Below are 22,603 nucleotides of genomic sequence, written 5' to 3'. Positions count from 1 at the left end.
TTTTTGCACATATGTGCAAAATGTCATCGGCTTGTCATAGAGGAAGATTATTGTTTAGAAAATTAAATACACCTCTAGGGAATAACCTATGTCCACCCTGCTCAACGCAACAGAGCAAAAGAAGCCAAATCTTTGGCGACGCGCAAGGCATTCATTTGCTGTTGCCAGACATGAACCCGCTAATTTGATGGGTCTGGTTCTGGCTATTTTCTTTGCTTATTTGATTCTTGCACCTGTGCTCTCCATTCTTGTGGATTCCTTTATCGTGCAATCCGGAGACGAAGTAAGAACCCATCAAGACGAAGGCAGCTTTACCCTTTACTATATTGTTCGTACGCTGTTTTCACGTATTTCTGAAATCTTGTTATGGCAACCACTCTACAACACCTTAGCCATTGCCGCTGGCACTGTGATGTTTTCTATGAGTATTGGCGTGGTGCTGGCATGGTTAGTGAATCGCACCAACATGGCGGGACGCGCTTGGTTCGCCACGGCGCTGATTGTGCCTTTTATGTTACCGACGTGGACGTTCGCCCTTGCTTGGACGACGATTTTTAAAAACCGCACTGTTGGCGGACAACCCGGTTGGCTAGAATCCTTAGGCATAACCACATCAAACAGTGTGGCTTACGGTTACTTTCCTATCGTTTTTATCTTGGTTTTGCATTACACGCCATTGGTAATTCTGATTGTCGGCAATGCGTTACGCCGTCTTGATACACAAATGGAAGACAGCGCTCGTGTACTCGGTGCACCATCACGAGTCATCACCTTCTCTATCGTATTACCCTTGATTCGCCCTGCACTAATGTCAGCGGTTTTATTGATATTTGCCGATTGTATTGGCGAATTTGCGGTGCCGTATATTTTAGGTTTACCAGTGCGCTACGACACATTAGCAACTGGACTATATCGCGCCTTAGACACACGACAAAATGGCGTAGCCGCGGTCATTGCCGGTGTGATTATGATCATTGGCGTGATGACCTTACTGATTGATGTACGCATGATGAAAGAAGCCCGTCGCTTCGTTACTGTTGGCGGCAAAGGCAATATGGACAGATTACGCAAGCTGGGCCGTATGCGCATACCTGCATCTGGCTTTGCGGGTGCCTTTGTATTGATCGGTGTGGTTCTACCGCTACTGACCCTGTTTTTATCCACCATCATGATTTTGCCCGGTCGCTTTACCCTTGAAAACTTCACGTTCGACTATTGGATAGGCAGTAATTTAGACACGGTTGCCCTTCGCAACGGCATCTTACTGACACCAGAATTTTGGCAAGCCGCATGGAACACTATTGTGATTGTCGGTTCGTCTTCAATAATCTCTGGTGTGCTTGGTTTGTTAGTCGGTTACGCGGTGTTACGTTGCTCATTCAAAAGTGTGAGCTCTTTCTTACGCCAAATTACCTTCTTGCCTTACTTGGTTCCCGGCATTGCCTTTGCGGCAGCGTTTTTATCTTTGTTCGCGGTGGCGCGTGGCCCGATTCCAGCGCTGTATGGGACACCGCTGATTCTCATCATCGCTCTCGTAGCAGAAAAAATGCCCTTTGCGAGCCGATCTGGCATCGCAGCCATGACGCAACTGGGTAAAGAACCCGAAGAAGCGGCGCGTATTGCCGGTGCCAATTGGTTGAGCCGCATGGGCAAAATCATTATTCCAATACAAGCTGGACCATTGGCGACTGGGATTCTGTTGCCGTTCATTTCCGGTATTAAAGGCGTCAGCCTGTTCATTATCTTGGCGATTCCATCCACCGATGTTCTCACCACGTATTCACTGCGTTTACTCGATTATAACTACGACCAAGCCGCCAATGCGGTGGTCTTAATGATTGCGCTTATCGCTTGGCTTGGCACCGTATTGATCCAAAAGATCTCTGGTACCGGTTTGGCTCAAGGTCTGGAGAATTAATATGCCTACGATCACATTAACCAATCTAACAAAATGCTACGACGGCAATACTGAACCTTCCGTTGACCAAGTATCACTGACAGTGGAAGACGGCGAATTCATGTGTTTGCTAGGCCCATCGGGCTGTGGCAAAACCACCATTTTGCGTATGATTGCGGGTATTGAACATTCCACCAGCGGGGAGATTGCCGTAGACGATTTAGTTGTCGATTCTGTTCATCAGTCTTGTTTCATTCCACCTGAAAAGCGTCGTATTGGTTTAGTCTTCCAGAACTATGCTCTGTGGCCGCACATGACAGTGGAACGCAATGTGGATTTTGGTTTGCGCTTACAAAAGGTGCCAGCCCAAGAACGCAAAGAACGTTGCGTTGATGTGATGAGCAAGTTACGCATTCTTGAGTACGCAGACCGTTACCCGTCGCAATTGTCGGGCGGTCAGCAACAACGTGTTGCCTTAGCACGCATGCTGGCGGTAAATCCAGGTGTGCTGCTATTAGATGAGCCTTTATCAAACCTTGATGCGACTCTTCGACTCGAAATGCGCGCCGAGCTGCGTCGCTTGCATCAAACCTTTGGCACCACCATTATTTTTGTCAGCCACGACCAATGGGAAGCCATGACCCTTGCCAATACCATTGCGGTGATGAATAAGGGACAGCTACAACAAATCGGCACACCAGACGAAATTTACGCCGAGCCGAGCAATCGCTTTGTGGCGGAGTTTATTGGTAATCCGAAAATCAATCTGATCAAGCTAAAAGAATCCAATGATGAACTCATGAATCTTGCCAGTCATATCCTAGCCAGACTGCCAGAAAGCAAATTCGCTGATGTCTGCGCCATTCGTCCTGAAGAAATCATTCTGACCGACACGGCAAACGCCAACACTCTGCCAATGAACATTGAAAACATCATGCCCACAGGCGGTAGCTGGGTAATTGAATTGAGCTTGGATGAAGACCGATTATTCCACTCCACTCAGTCACGTCCTAAATGGCGTGAAGGTGAGCAAATTAACGCCTATTTACCCACACACTCATTGCACTTTTTTGATCATGATGAGAAGCGTCTTGTTTTGTCAGAAACTCACCTTGATTACAGCCATTTACTGCTCAGCTCAGCATTGCCTAACCCTAAAAAAGCTAACCCCAAAAACACCAATCAACCCTTCGTTAAACAAGCATAAGCTAATCTTAAAAAGGAAACTATTATGAACTTCCCGATGAAAAAAAGCCTTCTTGCTCTGAGTGTTAGCTTAACAGCTCTCAGTTCTATTTCTGCTTCTGCCGCAGACTCGTTTGATCTTCAAGCATTAATCGCAGCCGCAAAACAAGAAGCGCCGTTGACTGTGTATGATTCCACAGGGAAAATTGTTAAACAGGCAGAATCTTTTAGCGAAAAATACGGTGTTCAAGCAACGGGCATAAAAGCCAAAGCGTCACAAATTCTAGAAATTGTAAGTCGTGAAGCCAAAGCGGGTAATGTGAAAGCAGACGTCGCTATACTTGCTGATGCGCCAGCAGGTATGGAACAGTTATTATCTAAAGGTTATGTCACCAGCTGGGTTCCTACGGATCTTGCTGAGCATATTCCAGCCACCTATCAAAGCCCACTTACCGTGGTTTTAGCGCCCAACATTTGGGCTTATAACACAGGTCTTTATGACAACTGTCCAGTCACCAATATTTGGCAACTGACCAAACCTGAATGGCGTGGCAAAGTCGCCATGCAAGACCCACTTGGCAAGCCATCTTACACTGATTGGTTTAACCAGCTGGCCACACATCATGATAAAGCTATGGCCGATGCCTATCAAGCTGAATTCGGCAAGCCACTAAAGACCAAAGAAAACAGTGCCACCGCGGCTTTCATAAAGGCACTCGCAGAAAATCATCCATTAGTCACAAGTTCTGATACAGAAGCCGCTGATGCCGTTGGTGCACCAGATGTGAAAGACAGCTTTGTCGGCATGGTGAGCGCAGCGAAATTTCGTCAAAACGAAAATGGCATGAAACTAGGCCTTTGTGCCGATATGGTACCATTTAGTGGTTGGAGCTATCCAGGTTTAGGCTTCATTACCACGGGAACGAAAAGCCCCAACGCAGCAAAATTGTTCATTCATTACATGATGACAGCCGAAGGCATCGCACCACAGGGTGTTGACGGTAAAATGTCAACCAATCAAACCATTAAATTACCTGATAACGAACCAGCAGGTATCGATAAAGTCCGCGACCAAATCATGGGGTACGATGCGTCTACAGCAAAATCTGACTGGGAAAGCCGTCAAGACTGGCAAGATCTATGGAGCCTAAGCTTTAAAAAAATAAACTAGAGATAGCTTAATTAATAACGAAAAAAGAGATCAGTTAGGACGAGAATACTCTTAGCTGATCTCAATCCCACATTTTAGAAAAGGATCCATCCTTGACACCCAACACCATCAAAAAAAGCGAACTAGAAAAACGCGAAGCCGCCCTACATTCTATCACTCTCTCCGCAGGCGCATTAGCACTGGAACGCTATCGCGCCAGACAACCCGGCGACTTCACCATGAAGGGACAGCAAGACTTTTTAACTGAAGCCGATGCACTGGTCGAGGAACACATTCGTCAGGCTATTTATCGTCTTTTTCCTGAAGATGGATTACTTGGGGAAGAAACAGGAGGTTCAGTCACCAATGCCTCACTCTGGGTAGTTGACCCGATTGACGGCACCGCCAACTTCGCTCGTGGCATAGATCATTTCTGTATTTCCATCGCCTTTGTTTATAATGGCGAGACATTACTTGGCGCGATTTATAATCCAGCGACGAACGAAATGTACTTGGCTAGAAAAGACCAATACGTCACCAAAAATGGTCAAGCTCTACGTGTTTCTGGCATAAGAGATACTCATAGTTCCTCCTTTGAATTAGGATGGTCTACACGGGTTCCCCAAGGAATCTACTTGACGATAGTTTCTTCTCTTTTGGCAAGCGGTACCAATATTCGACGTGGTGCCTCCGGTGCATTGGCATTGGCTTGGGTGGCTGAAGGCCGAACCGATGGCTACGCAGAGTCACACATGAACGCATGGGATTGCTTGGCAGGTTTACTCATGGTTCGAGAGGCTGGTGGACGAACGGGAGTTTATCCTAAAAATCACGAAGAGATAGCGCATGGCGGCCCCATTCTCGCTGTTGCACCCGGTGTGGCAGAACAGTTTTCCAATGACACCATGATCTCGCTTGCAGCTGAACATAATGACCAAGAAGCGATGAATAGCCAACATGCGACTGAACTTGAACTTACTGCCTAACACCTTGGCTTATTTGTACCTTATAAAAGACAAGCGCAAAAAAGAGAACGAAACATCATGACATCTGAAAAATTAATAAAGCATTATCCGCGTCCACCGATTAGCTTAATCGAAAGCAAGACTCCTGGCTGGGACGTTGACATTTATATCGGCGGCTCCACAGGTGTTGCCGACGCGGATTTGCTTGAAAAACACAACATCAAAGTCGTGCTAAACTGTGCTGTAAACCTAGACATTGACCTAGTTGATTCGATGGAACCAGATACGCCAGAACATTTACTAAAGCATGGTTCGGCTCGTGTTCGTTATTATAAAATTGGCCTTATTGACGGCCCTGGTAATCCTGAATCTATGGTCTTGGCAGGTTATCACTTAATGCGTTCAGCACTGGATCAAGTACTGCCTGAGAAAGCCTCTTATAAAGTTCGCGAAAAAGGCAATATCTTAGTGAATTGTCGCGGTGGACGCAGCCGTTCTGTCATCATAGTTGCCTTATTTTTACATCTTGAATACCCTGATCGCTACCCGACGCTGGATTCTGCCATCGCACACATTCGTAAAACACGAGAGCTTCATCCCGATGAATGGTTTGAAACCCCAAAACCGGCGTTGATTCACTTAGCAGAACGTGCAGCGAGCATGGAAAAAATACTACGCAAAGCAGGCTTTGGTCAGGATATGAAAAATAAATGAAAAAACAACCACCGAAAAACATCGCCAGCGCTGCAGAGGTTGCCAGACTCGCTGGCGTTTCTCGGTCCGCTGTTTCTCGCACCTTTACACAAGGTGCGAGCGTTTCCAAAGACACACGTGAACGCGTACTTGCTGCTGCGGCAGAACTGAATTACCACGTCAATCATCTTGCCCGTGGTTTATCCAGCGAGAAAAGTCGCCCTGTTTGTATTCTTGGTGCCAATCTTAACGCCCCATACCAAGCCAGTTTGCTCGACGCTCTCACCCAGCGCCTTCAACTAGCAGGTCGAGCCGTCATGGTAATCAATACCTCTGGTGGCGAAGCCAGTGCAGATGCGGCGTTACGTCAAACGTTAAATTATCGCGCCTCGGCAACCATTGTTTTATCTGGCACACCACAAACTACTTTGATTGAAACTTGTGTACAAAGTGGTCAACAAGTGATCCTTGTGAACCGTGCCGGACAATTTGAAGGCACAGACCACATCAGCATAGATTACCAATCTGCCATGGCTGACGCCCATCACATGCTGCTACGAGCGGGCTGTAGCAATCTTGCGGTTGTCTCGTCTACGATTCAATCACCCAGCTTATTGGCCCGTGAAAACTTGTTCATTAAAGCGGCAGAAAACGCCAATCAAGCTTGTACCCTACTACGGGCTGGCCCCACCAGCTACCAAACGGGCGTTGATGCAGCACGGCGTTTATTGGCTTCACGGGACAGACCCGATGGTGTTTTTTGTGTTACCGACTTGATCGCCTGTGGCTTTATGGATGTTGCAAAAAAGGAATTTGGTCTACGTATTCCAGAAGATATTTGCATTGTCGGATTCGATGACATAGAACAAGCCAGTTGGCTTGGCTATCAACTCACCACCTTTGCGCAACCACTTGGCGCAATGGCCGATGCCATTTCAACATTACTGGAAAATGCTTCTGATAAAGAGCGCAAAAAACAGCATCTAATATTTCACGCTCCGCCCGTTTGGAGACACTCGGTTCGTCCACGCTAAACGCAACCATCAAGATTCTCTGTTAGTAAAATCGAGCGATTTTGTTATTTGCTTCCCTTTTGAAGAACCGTAACCTTCTTGACTGATATTTTTATGTGGGGAAAAACAGCATGTTCAACAAAACAAGAATCAAAGTACGTGGTTATCACCTAGATTTGTTCCAACACGTCAACAACGCCCGCTATTTAGAATTTATTGAAGAAGGTCGTTGGGCATTTTTTGATGAGTTTTTCGATAAAGACGACTGGATGCAGCAAGATCTGGTCTGGCCTGTGGTGAATATAAACATCAACTTTAAATCCGAAGCCAACTTCGGCGACCTGCTCGAAGTACAGACCCATTACACTAAGATCGGTAATCGTAGTATCACCATGAAACAAACCATCATCAATGTAGAAACAAACACCCCCGTCGTTGAAGCCGATGTCACCTATGTATGCTTCTCCAAAGCCGCAAAAGCAGCTATTCCGTTTCCTGATGATATAAGACAAAAAGTCGAGCAATCTATTGCCGAATTTGAATAGACCCAACAAAATGACGTTAAAACTGATAATAAAAAAGGGCTATTCGCCCTTTTGCATTCTAAAGAACACGGTTTAGAAATTACCAGCTCAAGGTTACTTTCTGCCCTGTTTCCAAAGATTTCTGTGCTGCATCGGCGAGCATTTGCGCACGACGTCCATCTTCGAAACTTGGGGAGACAGGTTTCTTTGCAAGAACATTTTCAATAAAAGAGGTTAGCTGCAAGTTGTAGGCATCCACATAACGATCAATAAAGAAGTTGTACAATGGGTCTTTTACTTGCGTTGTATCTTTGGTGTAACGGGTGACGGAAGTCGGCGTTTGGTTATTCGAGATGACCATGCCTTCTGAGCCAAACGCTTCAACCCGTTGATCGTAACCATAAATCGCGCGACGTGAACCGTTGATATGAATCAAGCGGCCAGATTGGCTTTTCATGATGACCATCACACTATCCACATCGCCAATCTCGGTGATTTTTTCATCCACCATGGCGCTGCCAAACGCTTGCAGCTCCACAATCTCTTCACCCAAGACAAAACGCGCCATATCAAAATCATGAATGATCATGTCACGGAAAATACCACCGGACGATTTAAGGTATTCCACAGGCGCCATGCCCGGATCACGGCTGGTAATGATGATCTGTTCTAATTTGCCAATACTGCCATCTTGCGCGGCTTTTACCACGGCTGCATGGCTTGGATCGTAGCGACGATTAAAACCAATCTGAATAGGCACATGGCAATCTTTAATTTGCTCTAAGCAGGCGTTTACTGTCGCTGTGTCTAGATCTATCGGCTTTTCACATAAAATGGCTTTACCCGCTTTGGCGGCTTTAATAATCAGCTCCACATGGGTATCCGTACTGGTGGCAATCAATACCGCATCCACATCTGGATCGGCCAAGGCCATCTCCACACTTTCGGCAACCTTTGCACCAGTGGCTTTCGCAACGGCCTCTGCCGCCGGCGCATAGACATCAAAGACATATTTTAAGTTAGATTGAGCAAACGCCTGAATATTTTGAGCGTGCATCTTTCCGATTCGACCCGCACCGAATAACGCAAAATTAAGCATGATATTTCCTTAGGTATATTTAAGGCGACTACTGTGCTTGTAAATACTGTGTTAAAAACGAACTCGAAATACTCATTTATACCTATAAACTCCGTTTTCTCGTTCGTTTTTGCCTTGTCTTTACTTCGCTCGTAACGTCGCGACGATGAATGAAGACCTTTCAAAAACCTTCTTATTCCTATTTTCAACAAAGTATTGGCGAGCACAGTAGTCGCCCAAAAATTAAAACCATTTATAATTTTTTATCTCGTTCAATAATCCAAGCGTGATCCGGATCATTATGAAAAATCCAATTCCGACTTGGCCCTGCCATGACGTTTAAATAATAGGATTGATAACCATGCGGTACGCCAACTGGATGATAGCCCTCTGGCACCATGACCAAATCACCATTTTCCACCGCCATGGTTTCATCGATGCTTCTGTCATCGGTATAAACTCGTTGGAAGACAAAGCCCTGTGGTGGATCAATCTTGTGGTAATAAGTTTCTTCCAATTGTGTTTCCGCAGGCGCCGCATCGGTATCATGCTTGTGAGGCGGATAACTAGACCAACCGCCACTTGGTGTAATCACTTCGCACACCAGTAAACTGTCAGCAGGCTCATTGCCAAATAGGATATTACACACATGACGGGTGTTGCTGGCCACACCGCGAGTTTCGTACTGGCATTGCTCAGGGGTAATCAATTTCGCTGGAAATCCGCCTTTCCCCGGTGCCTTGCAAAAGGCGACTTCCACATCGGTAATGGCTTCGATCCGAATTTCATCGTGCGCTGGGGAATACACAGAATAAGGGGCTTTTTGCTCAAACACACTCATGCGGTCGCCAATATTTTCCCATGCTTCTTTTTGAGTGCTCGCGTTGACTTTACCAGACAAAATCACCGCGCATACTTCATCGGTTCCGGTTTGAATAACAACCGACCCACCAGCTTTAAGCAGGTGCGCTTCAAATCCCACATAACGCCAATGGGCACTTTCTGGCGTCACTAATTGAGTCTGTGACTGCCCTGCTTGCTGGCTTCTTTTACTTAGTAGATGTGACATATTAAAAACCTCGAAATCACTTATTTCATGGTTGGCATTGAGAACTCAGCGCCCGCACGTAAACCCGTTGGCCAGCGCGCGGTAATGGTTTTCATACGAGTGTAAAAACGCACGCCATCTGGCCCATGCATGTGTAGGGGGCCAAATAAAGAACACTTCCAACCCCCAAAACTATGGAACGCCATTGGTACAGGTATTGGTACGTTTACCCCCACCATGCCGACTTGAACTTTCTCGGTAAACTGTCGTGCCGTATCTCCGTCACGAGTGAAAATCGCCGTGCCGTTACCGTATTCATGCTGATTAATGAGTGCCAAGCCTTCTTCATACGAATCCACCCGCACGACACACAAAACGGGACCGAAGATTTCTTCGTCATAAATACGCATGCCTGCTTTCACATGATCAAACAAAGTTGGTCCGACAAAATAACCTTGCTCGTGATTTTTACGCACAAAATCACGACCATCAACGACCAAAGTTGCGCCTTGTTCAACACCTGAAGTAATGTAATCACGAACCTTTTGCGCATGTTCTTTGCTGATTAGCGGCCCCATGTGTGGCTCTTCTTCAATGCCAAATTGTTTGTACAAACCCGGCCCTATGGTCATGGTGGAAATTTCTGTTTTCAACTTGATAATCAAATTATCAGCAACATCATCACCGACACATACAGCAACGGAAATCGCCATACAGCGCTCACCTGCCGAACCATAAGCCGCGCCCATTAGTGAATTCACTACTTGATTTGGATCGGCATCAGGCATCACCAACATATGGTTTTTTGCGCCGCCCAGAGCTTGAACACGTTTGCCGTGAGCACTCGCCGTGGCGTAAATGTATTCTGCGATTGGCGTAGAACCAACAAAGCTCACCGCTTGAATGCGTTCGTCGGTCAGCAAGACATCAACCGATTCTTTATCACCGTTAACCACGTTAAACACACCGTCTGGTAAACCCGCTTCTTTTAACAATTCGGCAAGACGCATAATGGTGCTTGGGTCTTTTTCAGACGGCTTCATCACGAAGGTATTGCCGCAGGCGATGGACACGGGGAACATCCACATAGGTACCATGGCGGGGAAATTGAATGGACTGATACCAGCACAAACGCCTAGCGGTTGCATCAAGCTATAGCTGTCGACACCACGTCCTACATTCAAACTGTGCTCGCCTTTTTGTAGATGAGGAATACCACAAGCAAATTCCACCACTTCCAGACCTCGGGTCAATTCACCCATGGCGTCGGAATAGACTTTGCCGTGTTCGCTGGAAATCAATTCCGCCAACTCATGGCTATGTTCTTCTACCAAGGCTTTGAACTTAAAGAATACACGAGCGCGATTTAATGGCGTTACCTGAGACCAGGTTTCAAACGCGGTTTGTGCAGCGGCAATCGCCCCCTGTGTTTCTTCAACGGTACTCAAGGCAACCTGTAATGACACATCACCTGTTGCAGGATTAAAGACCTTGGCTTGGCGTGAAGAAGCACTTGCTACCCTCTGGTTATTGATGAAGTTACCCATGACCTTATTAGACATTTTATTCTCTCTTCTTTCTTATCGCTTAAAGTACGTGAATGACAAATGCCAGATTAAAAATGAAAACCGGCCTTTGCTAAATTCGCTGACAAATACTCATAGCCTTTTGTCGCATAGGTTAATGGATGCGCAATAGCAGGATCTTGTTCAGCCTCTACCACAACCCAGCCGTGATAATTGGCGGCTTTCAGTACTTCAAAAATGGGAAAATAATCAATGCTGCCATCTCCTGGCACGGTATAAACACCATCCAGAACCGCGTTCAAAAAGGCACTGTCGCGATTAAGGTTGTCTTGCAAAACAGCGGGGCGAATGTCTTTACAGTGCACATGAACAATACGTTTGGCGTGTTTTTTCGCCATCGCCAACGCATCGCCTCCAGCAAAGGTTATGTGTCCGGTATCCAACAATAACCCCACATTGTCGCCCGTCATTTGCATAAGTTTATCGACCTCTTCCGCGGTTTCGATCACGGTGCCCATATGATGGTGATAAGCCATTTTTACACCTTCTGACGCCATATAGTCCGCGACAGCTGTCATGCGTTTTGTGTATTCCTCCCACTGACTTAGGGTCATGCGTGGACGCTGGGATAAAGGCACGGATTGATCCCCATGAACACAACCACTCACCTCGGCAAATACCATGACGTTAGAACCCAAGGCTTTTAGTAGATTAAGGTGATCCTGCATGGCAGCAATTTCTTCTTCCACGCTACGCTCTAACAAACGTGCGCTGTACCAGCCAGACACCAATGATATGTCGTGTTGCTTGAGGATTGGTCCAAGCACACTGGCATCACGGGGAAATTTATTGCCTAACTCAATGCCGCTGTAACCTGCCTGACGCGCTTCGCTCAAGCACACTTCTAGCGGTGTATCGGCACCCAAAGATGGCAAATCATCATTGGTCCAAGTAAGAGGATTAATGCCAATTCTGATCTTTGATTCCGTTGTCGCATTGTTATTTTTATTCGTGCTGTTCATGAAGTTGCTCCAAGATCTCTGTTCTATCTTCTATTTTCTATTTAAATAAAAGTAAAAGTGAAAATTAATAAGGTTGCTGTTTTTTAGCTATTTTGTATTGCCGCTCGGCTTTCATACCTTGCTCACGACTCGACACTTCTGGCACCGCCACATCCCACCAAGCGCCGCCTGCTTGTGTACTTGGCATGGGGTCCGTGTCGATAGCGATCACATAGGTTTTATCACTGGCTTTTGCCCGCATTAAGGCGGGTTCTAAATCTGCCAGACAAGCGACTTGTTCGGAATTTGCCCCTAAGGCTTTGGCATGAGCGGCAAAGTCCGTCTTTGGTGCACCGGCTTCTACGGTATGGCAGTGCTGCAATAAATTATTGAATGATTCGCCACCACAGGCTTGTTGTAAGCGGTTGATACAGGCGTAACCGCGGTTATCCAAAACAACGATGATGAGCTTTAAACCTAACATCACCGACGTGGCGATTTCAGAGTTCAGCATCAAATAACTACCATCCCCCACCATCACAATCACTTCACGCTCTGGTGTCGCCATTTTTACACCCAGCCCGCCCGCTAGCTCGTAACCCATACAGGAAAAACCATATTCCACGTGATAACCAAGGTCTGACGAAGTACGCCACAACTTGTGCAATTCGCCAGGCAAACCGCCTGCTGCTTGCACTAAGGTGCTGTTGGCGCTTGCCGCGCGATTAATCACACCAATCACATTCGCATCAGTTGGCAAATAGTCGTGATCGCTTGCTTGTTTTGGTAAGGCGGTAAGTTGATCCACTGCAGCGAGCCAATCAAGATTCAAGGCTTTCACCTTATCAGTCCAAGTCGCAGGTGTTTGGTAACCATCAACCTCGGCCAACAACTCTTGTAAGGTGACTTTTGCATCGCCGATTAGAGGCACGGCATTGTGTTTTTCTGCATCAAAAGGCGTTACGTTGATGCTTAATAAGATGTGATCTGGATTGGCAAACAAGGTACGCGACGCTGAGGTAAAATCTTGCAAACGCGTGCCAATCGCAATAATTAAATCCGCTTCTTGTGCCGCCGTATTCGCAGCGCTTGAACCAGTCACGCCCACAGAACCAAGATTAAATTCATGATCCCAAGGCAATGCGCCTTTGCCTGCTTGCGTTTCACAAGCGGGAATATGGCATTGCTCAATCAAAGCAGTGGCCTCTTCAAGTGCTAAGCTGTAATGCACTCCACCACCAAGCAAAATTAAGGGTTTCTTCGCTTGTTTGATCGCCGCAACCGCTGCCGCCAACTGATCCACATCAGCACGATTACGGCGTAACTTATGCACTTTTTTGGCAAAAAAACTAACAGGATAATCAAACGCCATGGTTTGCACATCTTGCGGCAATGCTAAGGTGGCTGGTCCGCAAGTGGCTGGATCTAACATGGTATTGATCGCCACAGGCAAGCTGGTAATCAGCTGTTCTGGTCGATTGATTCGGTCAAAATAACGCGATACAGGACGAAAACAATCGTTCACCGACAGGGTCGGATCATTAAAATGCTCGACCTGTTGCAGTACTGGGTCAGGCGTTCTCGTAGCAAAAACATCACCGGGCAAAAACAGCACTGGCAAACGATTCGCCATCGCCATGCCCGCCGCCGTCACCATGTTAAGTGCACCGGGACCAATAGAAGAGGTACAAGCCATAATACGTTGACGACGATGTTGCTTAGCATAAGCGCAAGCCGCTAATGCCATACCTTGTTCATTATGCGCTCGAAAGGTAGTGAACTCGTCTTTGACTTGAGCCAAGGCTTCGCCCATGCCAGCCACGTTGCCATGACCAAAAATGGCCCAAGCGCCGCCAAATAAAGGCACTTCTATGCCATCCACCACGGTAAATTGCGCCTGCAAATGCTTTACCAAGGCTTGCGCCATTGTTAAACGTATCGTGTCCATCATGCCTCCTTCCTTTTCATCATCTGGCTGTCGTTTCGCTGCTGCCACAATGCACTCATTTCTAAGTAGTTTTGCGTTACACGCTCAACAAGCACAGCATCATCAATGTCTTTTCTTAACCAAGCTTTTACCGGCTCAGAGAATAGCGTGCGACCAATGGCAAAACCCTTACAAATGTCTTGCCCTGCGGCTGCTTCAAAACCTGCTTTTAGTGCATCCACTGGCGCATCCAAGCCTAACAAGACAACACCGCGACAATACGGCGCTCGCACCTTGATCAAGTCGCTAATATTTTGCCAAGCGGCTTTACTTGGTGACGGCAATTTCCACCAATCTGGAAATATGCCCAAATTATAGAAACGCTCGATGGAACGCGACAAGGTATCGTCTTTTACCTCGGATCCCACAGGCGGGATAATCTCCACCAGCAATTCATGGCCCGTTGTGCAGCAAGCACGATACAGATCCATGACCTTTTGTTCTTGTTCATTACGCAAACTGACGTCATCATCTGGGTGATAAAACACCAAACATTTCACAATATGATTGGCTGGCCATGTAGCAATCGCTTGACCGACATTATTGCCTAGTTCAAAGCGCAGCGGACGGCTGCTGGGTAATTCCACAGGTCGAGCGATCCAAAAGTCTTTGCCGGTAATATCATTCAAAACGTCTTGGGCAAACGTGCCATCCGCCAAGATTCCCGTGCCGCCGACTTTACCTTCTAAAGCAGAAGCCCCTTCATAAGCGGCTTGCAGAATCAATTTCTTTGCTTTCGATATTTGTGACAAAGGTGCGCCCGCTTCACGGCACATATCGACAAATTGGCGTCTATGATCGAACGCCAAAATACACATATCTTGCCATTCTTTTGTTGGCTCTTCACGCAACATGCGCTGAGTCGTGACCCGATGCAAATAGTTCAATACTGGATCAAGGTCGGGTCTTGGTATGTCATTGCGATTGGCCAAGTAATAATCCAGCTCTTCAAGACTAGGCATAGCAGGCGAACAACCATGGCGGGAAACCACAATCGCTCCGCAAGCATTGGCATAATCACAAGCATTTTCGGTCGCTTCACCTGAAATCCAGCCACGTAAATAACCACTCATAAAGGCATCGCCAGCACCCAGTACATTCAGCACATCCACGGTGACACCATAACGAGTGATACCTTCGTCCAAGGTTTCAGGAATCTCTGCTTTAAAAACAGAACATCCCAAGGCACCACGCTTCACCACAAATTCAGCGGATGACACTTTGCGAATACGTTTTAAACATTCAATGGTATCTTCACAGCCACCCGCAATATGAAACTCTTCTTCAGTGCCTACTACCAAATCGCACAAAGGCATAATAGACAACAAATGCTGGGTAACAGAGTCATTGGATACAAAACGATTTTCGCCTTCGCCCTTGCCGGTTAAACCCCACAATACAGGTCGGTAATCGATGTCGACCACGACTTTTGTGTTATTAGCTTTGGCGTATTCGATCGCTGCTCTAGCCGCTTGATCTGTGCCTTTGGTAGAAAAATGCGTTCCGGTAATCAGCAAGGCTTTTGCAGAAGCAATATAGGCTTCATCAAAATCGCCTTCACTGATTGCCATGTCCGCGCAGTTTTCACGATAAAAGATCAATGGAAACGTATCTTTGTCTTTAATACCAAGCAACACCAAGCCGGTTAAACGCTCTTTGTCCGTCACCACATGAGAAACATCCACACCCGCTCGCGCGAGCTCTTGGCGCACAAAACGCCCCATGTGTTCATCACCAACGCGGGTTAGCATGGCTGATTTTAATCCCATTCGAGACGTTCCAAAGGCGATATTACAAGACGAACCACCAAGGTATTTTTTGAAACTACTCACGTCTTCTAGTGGCGCGCCAATTTGTTCCGAATAGAGGTCAACCGCAGCACGCCCTAAGCAAATAACATCCAAATTTTTATTATTCATCTGTGATCCCCATCGTATTGCTCTACCTCGACCCACGCTCTTTTATCAACAGATTCCACCACGCTGTCGAGAACAATATTGACCTGAGTCGCGGCTCGAAAATCTGGCCACAAAGGAGCGTTGTTAACGACACCTTGGAACAAGTCCCGAATTTCAACCGCTTTCATGTCGTTGAAGCCCAATCCATGACCTGCTGATACACAAAAAGCCTGATAATCGGGATGCTCCGGTCCCACTAAAATACGTTTAAAACCTTGGGTTTGAGGGTTGCCCTCTGCGATATACAAAGACAATTCAGATAAGGTTTCTTGATCGAAGATTAAGCTTCCTTTGGTTCCTGTAATTTCGAACGACAAACCATTTTTACGTCCCCACGCGATACGTGATGCTTCCAATGTACCTTGAGCACCATTGGCAAAACGCACCATCATATGTGCTTGGTCGTCGTTTTCGACTTCGCCAACACCCGCTTTCGAGTCGTCGGACGTTTGAGATAGTGGACGGTGCTGATGCACGATTTTTAAATCGGCACACAATGACGTGATCGGTGCAACAAGATGAATGGCCAATTGCACAAGATGTGAGGCTAAATCATTCAGTGCTCCCGTGCCGGCAAACTCCTTTTGTAAACGCCAGCTAAAGGGTAAGTTTGCGTCAGCAAGATAATCTTCATTAAAGACTCCGCGAAAATGCACTACCTCACCGATATCACCACGAGCGATTAATTGCTTAGCAAATTGCACCGTTGGGTTCTTGATGTAATTAAAGCCAACCAGTGTTTTCACACCAGCCTTTTCTGCCGCTTCGGTCATTTCTTTGGCATCATCGGCGTTTAGTGCCAATGGTTTTTCACTGTAAACATGCTTGCCTGCGGCAATAGCAGCGAGGGCAATTTCTTTATGCAAAAAGTTCGGTGCGCAGATATCAACCACATCAATATCAGCATCGCTAATTAGGCTTTTCCAATCACCTGTCGAACGATTAAAACCCAACTCTAAGGCTTTCGTTTTCGCTAATTCAGGGGTCGCATCAGCTAACATTTCGCAGTGCAACTGATCTTGGGGAATGGCAAAAGCCGCCATCGCATTTCGGTAAGCTATTGCATGAGCTTTGCCCATGTATCCAGAGCCCACCAAACCAACGCGCATTTGTTTCTTTGTCATGATGTCGTTCCTTATGCGGTAGCATCCAAGCGGCTAAACTCTTCTAACTCAGCCGTGAGTTCATCTAGCTCCTGACCGCCTGCCATCATTTCCAATACATCTTCACGGCTCACTTCGGATTTCATAAAGGAACCTAGACTCTGACCACGATTCAATAAAGTGAAACGATCGGCAATCGGATAAGCGTGATGAACGTTATGAGTAATCAAAATCACCGCCAAACCTCTGGCTTTGGCTTTCGCGACGACTTTTAAAACATTGGCCGATTGCTTCACACCAAGTGCCGCCGTTGGTTCATCTAGGATCAATACCTTGGCACCAAAATGAATTGCGCGAGCAATCGCCAAACACTGCCGTTCACCGCCTGACATGGTGCCAATCGCTTGGGAAGGATCACGGACATTAATGCCCATTTCGGCCATGCCTTTTTGAGCAATTTGGTTCGCGGTTTCAATATCAAAACGCTTAAAAATCCCGCGCCCTTTGGTGATCTCACGCCCCATAAAAAAGTTACGTGTCACGCTCATTAAGGGCACTAATGCGAGATCTTGATAAACCGTCGCGATACCGGAATCAAGGGCTTCCACTGGCGATTCGAAAACCACTGGTTTGCCTTCAAACAAATACTCACCATCGCTTGGCGCATGAACACCTGCTAGGGTTTTAATCAAGGTAGATTTGCCTGCACCGTTATCACCCAACAAACAATGCACTTCGCCCAGTTTCACCTTCATATCGATGTCTTTAATGGCAATAACCGAACCGAAATAGCGGCTCACTTTTTTCAATTCAATAATAAATTCGCTCATTTTGTTCTCCTAAATTCTTTTTCTAAAAAGTAAACTCGAATACGGGCACGCCACTAATGACGCGCCTCTGTCACCTTTTTACGAATGTAGTTATTGAACAAAACCGCGATTAACAACATGGCTCCCAAGAACACGCGGAACCAATCTGAATCGATACCGGTGAAGAATATGCCCATTTGCACGACACCAAATATCAAGGCACCAAAACACGCGCCAATCACCGAGCCATAACCGCCAGTCAGTAACGCACCGCCGATTACCACGGCAATAATGGCTTCAAACTCTTTTAAAACACCGCGGTCAGCGGAGGCGGAACCAAATTCAAACACCTGACAAGCAGCGTAAACCGTTGCGGTGAATGCCGTGAACATAAACAGAGATATTTTGACTTTATCAACTGGCACACCAACGTTACGAGCAGCTTTATCATCACCACCTGTGGCAAAAATCCAGTTACCGTATTTCGTACGTAATAGAATCCAGCTTGCAGCGATGGCAAGAAATACACACCAGACAATCACCATAGGAATACCTTCAACCACTGGGGTGCCATCATCGTAAGAGCTAATCAAGCCGATATTAGCAAACCAGACAAACAGACTTTTACCAATGACACCGCCAAACACCGCCGCGAGCCAATCTCCATCGGCGTATTTGTCGATACCACCCACTATGGTGCGATTAGTAAATAAAATAGACAGGGCGATGGTCAAACCGCGCAACATGAAAAGAAAAGCAAGACTAACAATAAAGGACGGCAAACCGGTTTTAACGACAATATAGCCATTCAAAAAACCAATTAGCATGGCACCAGCAAAGGCAAAAAGAATCGCCCCCCAGATTGGCCAGCCCCAATAAACAGCAGGAATCGTCATCATCATGCCAGCGAAACCAATCATCGAACCAATCGACAAATCGAACTCACCCGCAATCATCAATAGGCATGCACTGATCGCAATTAAGCCTAATTGCGCTGATACGGTTGTCCAATTCATGATGCCATCGGAGGCAAACATGCCGGAGTCTCCCGCGGTGATCAAAAAGAAAACAAATACCAATACTGTACCAGAAATCGCCCCAAACTCAGGTCGATGCAACAGTCGCTTCCAAGCAGGAACCTTGCGAACCCGTTCATCTCCAGTCGATTTTTCTTCTGTTGAGTTATCTTCTGCCATTTTAGATAAATCAACCGATTGAGTTTGATCAGTCATAGCGTCACACCTTACTTTTTTATATTTATTTTTGTGATTTCTAACCGTGTACCAGCAAACTGTTGTATTTTGCTAACAACTCGTTACGTCTCTGACTCTCGCATAAGTTGCTGTTTAAAGCGCACTCAGTAACACGATAGAGCTTAATGTCTTTTCATTTCAACAATGAAACCATAATAGAATATTTATTTCATTTTATTCAATAGGCAAAATAAAAATTTACATTAGACACAAAAAAAAGTGCCTAAAAAACCTAGATAAACCGTCAAAAAATAACTATAAATCCTTTAAAAACAAATAAATATAAGAAAACCATCACGTCAGAATAAAAAATTTCAAAATATTGCAATTATGAAACATTCATTCTAATATCACTTCAATTCTGATTAAAAATAGATCAGAAGCTGTGTTTGCTAAATCCAAAAATAAGTAATAACAAAAATAATTAAACGAAACGGAGATAGTGGTAATGAAAAACTTTCTAAAGAAAAGTACAGCCATATTAGTCGCAGGTGCTGCGACATTAGGCGTGATATCAATGTCCACCGCGGCGCACGCTGAAGGCGAACGCTATGTGTTCATTTCCCACGCACCAGATTCTGATTCATGGTGGAACGTAATTAAAAACGCGGTTAAACAAGCTGCTTCCGATATGAACGTCACCGTCGAATATCGTAACCCACCCACAGGGGATTTAGCCGATATGGCACGAATCGTTGAACAAGCCGTGGCTACTAACCCTGATGGTATTGTGCTATCAATTGCAGACTTCGATACCTTAGAAGGCCCATTAGAAAAAGCCGCTAAAAAAGGCATTCCGTTCATTACGATGAACTCAGGCACCCAAGAACAATCCAAAGCATTAGGGGCATTATTGCATGTGGGACAGCCTGAATTTGCAGCAGGTTTGGGCGCTGGTGAGCGAGCGAAGAAGCAAGGAGTGAAATCCTTCTTGTGTGTTAACCACTATATTACTAACCCAGCGTCTGTAGAGCGCTGCATGGGCTTTGCCAAAGGTTTAGGTGTTGAATTAGGTAGTCAGATGATCGACTCTGGATCGGATCCGACCGATGTAGAAACCAAAGTATCGGCTTACCTGCGTAAGAACCCAAATACTGAAGCAATTCTAACCTTAGGGCCAACCTCAGCGCATCCAACGTTGCGAGCGCTGGAAAAAAACCGCAATCTTAAAGACATTTACTTCGGTACTTTTGATTTAAGTGGGGAAATTTCAGCAGCCATTAAAGATGGTCGAATTAACTTTGCTATTGACCAACAACCCTACTTACAAGGTTACCTACCTATCAGCTTCTTGACGCTTTACACTCGTTACGGCTTGATTCCAAGTAACGATGTGAACTCTGGCCCTGGTTTCATCACCAAAGACAACATTGCACTGGTTGAAAAATACGCAGGTGAATTCCGTTAATTCAATTTAATCAAAATAGCCGAGGTCATGATTGATCTCAGCACAACTTCTCAACCATCGGCAATGCTGATCTAGCTTGTCGCTGGCTGAGAAACCAATAAGTATTTACAACGAAATATCGCTATAATGCGAACCGTTAAACAACTATATAGATCACAATTTAGGAGCCATTTTTGGGCGCACCAACTTCTCTTGACCAACTACAGCAAGCCATTAGTCGAAACTACGACGATTTAAGTAAACGCTTACAACAAGTGGCGCGTTTTTTACTAGAGCACCCCAATACAGTTGCCCTAGAAACAGTGGCAAGTCTGGCTGAGCAATGCGATGTCCCACCCTCCACATTGGTTCGTTTTGCGGCAGCTTTTGAATACAACGGCTTTAGTGAAATGCAAAATTTGTTTCGGCAAGCGCTCGTCGAACAAACATCCAGCTATAGCGAACGGGTTAAGTTAAGCAAAAGCACCCTCAGTACCACGATTGATGCCTCGCATATTCTAGAAGAATTCAGCAGCAGTAATGCGTTCTCGATGAACCATATGAACCACCACTTCTCTCAAGAAATGCTCAACAAGGCGGTCGATTTACTCGAAAACGCGCACAACATTTACCTCATTGGTTTACGCCGCGCTTTTCCTATTTCAAGCTACTTTGCCTACAGTTTAAGACATTTAAACAAAACCACTCACCTTATCGACGGTGGAGGCGGTATGTTAATTGAACAAGCCAGCAACATTCGTGAAGGTGACGTCGTCATTGCCACCGCATTCAGTCCTTATGCTAAAGAAACCGTCAATGTCAGCGAATATGCATTTAAAACGGGCGCACAAATCATTGCCATTACCGACAGTAAAATCAGCCCATTAGCCGCTCTTTCAAATGTTTGTTTTGATATAAAAGAAGCGGAAGTGCTAGGGTTTCGCTCCCTTACTTCCTCTATGACATTGGCTCAAACCCTACTCGTCGCTTTGGCGTATCGCCTCAACAGTGACGGCAAGATGGGCGATACCAAACAAATCGAATGGAAGCATTAATTATCGTTTTCGAAGCGCTTTCCTAAGCTAACAACTTGATCATTGCCGTAACCAATCGCATTGTAAAATGCGATGACGGTTTGATTCGTATTACGCACTTGCAAATTAATTTTAGGACAACCTTTGGCTATGATTAACCTTTCAACTGCTTTCATAATGGCTTGTCCATAGCCTTTTCTTTGGTGATCTGGGCTAACGGCCAAATAATTAATCCAGCCACGATGACCTTCATAGCCTCCCATTACAGTAGCGACTAGCTCATTATCAACAACGCCAACAAGAAACAAGTCAGCATCCACCTTCAGTTTGCGATCAATATCTTTATGCGGGTCATTCTGAGGGGCTACCAAACCGCATTGATTCCATAGAGCAATCACCGTTTTTCTGTCTTTTTCTTCGTATTGACGGATATTCATAAAACTAAAATCTCTCCTATTTGGCGGTCATCGCTAACGCTTTTTCACCACGTTTAAGCACCCAATACAAATAAGCCACAACCAATAAGTTAAGCAGCAGTATTGCGAAGTTAACATGGTTGGGATTTTGATAAATAGCGTAGAGCTCAAAGGGAATATAAAGTGAGCCACTGATGAAAGCGAACCATTCCGTCCAGCGCAGTTTATGCCATAACCCATAGGCTATAACAAAGCGAAAGCAGGCATACATCAGAGAAATGGAGATAACTAATATATGATCTTGCTGAGTGGCTCTCTCGACAAAGGTTAACAGCAGATTAACATAATAATTACTTGGTGAAATTGGCCAGTTTTGCATTACTTGAACAGCAAGCTGGTGAAGGTCTTGTTTAGCAATTGCATTGACGCTCAGAGCCAAGCATAAGGCCAACACACCTTTTATCCCATCGACTACCGCAATTGCTTTTAAACCTTCAAACTTCATAAACTCGACTTTTTCTGAAAAAAATCAGCATACACAAAATAGATGAAAAAAAAGTGATAGCGATATCTTTT

At 45.7% G+C, this 22,603-nt stretch carries 20 protein-coding genes; 9 read left to right on the top strand and 11 right to left on the bottom strand.

Annotated features, from left to right (window positions below):
- The first annotated feature begins 88 nt into the window (after window positions 1-88).
- The 7 genes from DK187_RS08915 to DK187_RS08885 all read left to right on the top strand — a co-directional run bounded on the left by DK187_RS08915 (window position 89) and on the right by DK187_RS08885 (window position 7,448).
- Window positions 89-1,918, top strand: coding sequence for an ABC transporter permease (locus DK187_RS08915; RefSeq protein ID WP_111606996.1), 1,830 nt, complete (start codon window positions 89-91; stop codon window positions 1,916-1,918).
- A gap of 1 nt (window position 1,919) precedes the next feature.
- The gene (locus DK187_RS08910) at window positions 1,920-3,104 is read left to right on the top strand and encodes an ABC transporter ATP-binding protein (protein ID WP_111606995.1); all 1,185 of its coding nucleotides are present in this window, start codon (window positions 1,920-1,922) and stop codon (window positions 3,102-3,104) included.
- A 24-nt stretch (window positions 3,105-3,128) separates the two neighbouring features.
- A complete protein-coding gene (locus DK187_RS08905) occupies window positions 3,129-4,253 on the top strand; it encodes an ABC transporter substrate-binding protein (protein WP_111606994.1) in 1,125 nt (374 codons plus the stop codon).
- 92 nt (window positions 4,254-4,345) lie between these two features.
- Window positions 4,346-5,218, top strand: a complete 873-nt coding sequence (locus tag DK187_RS08900; RefSeq protein WP_111606993.1) for an inositol monophosphatase family protein — start codon at window positions 4,346-4,348, stop codon at window positions 5,216-5,218.
- Window positions 5,219-5,275: 57 nt separating this feature from the next.
- Window positions 5,276-5,911, top strand: a complete 636-nt coding sequence (locus DK187_RS08895; RefSeq protein ID WP_111606992.1) for a protein-tyrosine phosphatase family protein — start codon at window positions 5,276-5,278, stop codon at window positions 5,909-5,911.
- Complete coding sequence (locus DK187_RS08890) at window positions 5,908-6,924, top strand: LacI family DNA-binding transcriptional regulator (protein WP_111606991.1); 1,017 nt, start codon at window positions 5,908-5,910, stop codon at window positions 6,922-6,924. The genes DK187_RS08895 and DK187_RS08890 overlap by 4 nt, the downstream gene beginning before the upstream one ends.
- 110 nt (window positions 6,925-7,034) lie before the next feature.
- Window positions 7,035-7,448 carry an acyl-CoA thioesterase gene (locus DK187_RS08885; protein ID WP_111606990.1) on the top strand — a complete coding sequence of 138 codons (414 nt, stop codon included), beginning with the start codon at window positions 7,035-7,037 and terminating at the stop codon, window positions 7,446-7,448.
- Window positions 7,449-7,527: 79 nt separating this feature from the next.
- Here DK187_RS08885 and iolG read toward each other — a convergent pair whose 3' ends face one another.
- The 9 genes from iolG to DK187_RS08840 all read right to left on the bottom strand — a co-directional run bounded on the left by iolG (window position 7,528) and on the right by DK187_RS08840 (window position 19,169).
- Window positions 7,528-8,526: an inositol 2-dehydrogenase gene (gene iolG / locus DK187_RS08880; RefSeq protein ID WP_111606989.1), complete on the bottom strand. Its 999-nt coding sequence runs from the start codon at window positions 8,524-8,526 to the stop codon at window positions 7,528-7,530.
- A 232-nt stretch (window positions 8,527-8,758) separates the two neighbouring features.
- Window positions 8,759-9,574, bottom strand: a complete 816-nt coding sequence (gene iolB, locus DK187_RS08875; RefSeq protein WP_111606988.1) for a 5-deoxy-glucuronate isomerase — start codon at window positions 9,572-9,574, stop codon at window positions 8,759-8,761.
- A gap of 20 nt (window positions 9,575-9,594) precedes the next feature.
- A complete protein-coding gene (locus DK187_RS08870) occupies window positions 9,595-11,115 on the bottom strand; it encodes a CoA-acylating methylmalonate-semialdehyde dehydrogenase (protein WP_111606987.1) in 1,521 nt (506 codons plus the stop codon).
- A 53-nt stretch (window positions 11,116-11,168) separates the two neighbouring features.
- Window positions 11,169-12,101 (bottom strand): myo-inosose-2 dehydratase, encoded by a 933-nt coding sequence (iolE, locus tag DK187_RS08865; protein ID WP_111606986.1) that lies wholly within the window; start codon window positions 12,099-12,101, stop codon window positions 11,169-11,171.
- A gap of 64 nt (window positions 12,102-12,165) precedes the next feature.
- Entirely contained in the window at window positions 12,166-14,028 is a 1,863-nt protein-coding gene (iolD, locus tag DK187_RS08860) for a 3D-(3,5/4)-trihydroxycyclohexane-1,2-dione acylhydrolase (decyclizing) (RefSeq protein WP_111606985.1), read from the bottom strand.
- Window positions 14,028-15,986, bottom strand: coding sequence for a bifunctional 5-dehydro-2-deoxygluconokinase/5-dehydro-2-deoxyphosphogluconate aldolase (locus tag DK187_RS08855; protein ID WP_111606984.1), 1,959 nt, complete (start codon window positions 15,984-15,986; stop codon window positions 14,028-14,030). The genes iolD and DK187_RS08855 overlap by 1 nt, the downstream gene beginning before the upstream one ends.
- A complete protein-coding gene (locus DK187_RS08850; protein WP_111606983.1) occupies window positions 15,983-17,149 on the bottom strand; it encodes a Gfo/Idh/MocA family protein in 1,167 nt (388 codons plus the stop codon). Before DK187_RS08850 ends, DK187_RS08855 begins: the two co-directional genes overlap by 4 nt.
- 11 nt (window positions 17,150-17,160) lie before the next feature.
- The gene (locus tag DK187_RS08845; RefSeq protein WP_110573690.1) at window positions 17,161-17,958 is read right to left on the bottom strand and encodes an ATP-binding cassette domain-containing protein; all 798 of its coding nucleotides are present in this window, start codon (window positions 17,956-17,958) and stop codon (window positions 17,161-17,163) included.
- 53 nt (window positions 17,959-18,011) lie between these two features.
- Window positions 18,012-19,169: an ABC transporter permease gene (locus DK187_RS08840; protein ID WP_223232203.1), complete on the bottom strand. Its 1,158-nt coding sequence runs from the start codon at window positions 19,167-19,169 to the stop codon at window positions 18,012-18,014.
- Between the two features lie 469 nt (window positions 19,170-19,638).
- Here DK187_RS08840 and DK187_RS08835 point away from each other — a divergent pair, with 469 nt between their 5' ends.
- Both DK187_RS08835 and DK187_RS08830 read left to right on the top strand, forming a co-directional pair.
- Window positions 19,639-20,598 (top strand): sugar ABC transporter substrate-binding protein, encoded by a 960-nt coding sequence (locus DK187_RS08835; RefSeq protein ID WP_188322909.1) that lies wholly within the window; start codon window positions 19,639-19,641, stop codon window positions 20,596-20,598.
- Window positions 20,599-20,771: 173 nt separating this feature from the next.
- On the top strand, window positions 20,772-21,632 hold the full coding sequence (locus DK187_RS08830) for a MurR/RpiR family transcriptional regulator (protein ID WP_111606982.1): 861 nt from the start codon (window positions 20,772-20,774) through the stop codon (window positions 21,630-21,632).
- Here DK187_RS08830 and DK187_RS08825 read toward each other — a convergent pair.
- Together DK187_RS08825 and DK187_RS08820 are read right to left on the bottom strand one after the other, a co-directional pair.
- The gene (locus DK187_RS08825) at window positions 21,629-22,048 is read right to left on the bottom strand and encodes a GNAT family acetyltransferase (protein WP_111606981.1); all 420 of its coding nucleotides are present in this window, start codon (window positions 22,046-22,048) and stop codon (window positions 21,629-21,631) included. The genes DK187_RS08830 and DK187_RS08825 overlap by 4 nt on opposite strands.
- Window positions 22,049-22,064: 16 nt before the next feature.
- A complete protein-coding gene (locus DK187_RS08820; protein WP_111606980.1) occupies window positions 22,065-22,532 on the bottom strand; it encodes a DUF2127 domain-containing protein in 468 nt (155 codons plus the stop codon).
- Window positions 22,533-22,603: the final 71 nt, after the last annotated feature.

It is taken from the genome of Marinomonas arctica (assembly GCF_003259225.1).
Taxonomy (GTDB): Bacteria; Pseudomonadota; Gammaproteobacteria; order Pseudomonadales; family Marinomonadaceae; genus Marinomonas; species Marinomonas arctica.
The sequence above is the reverse complement of the archived record's forward strand: the minus strand, read 5'-3'. Positions and strand labels throughout refer to the sequence as shown.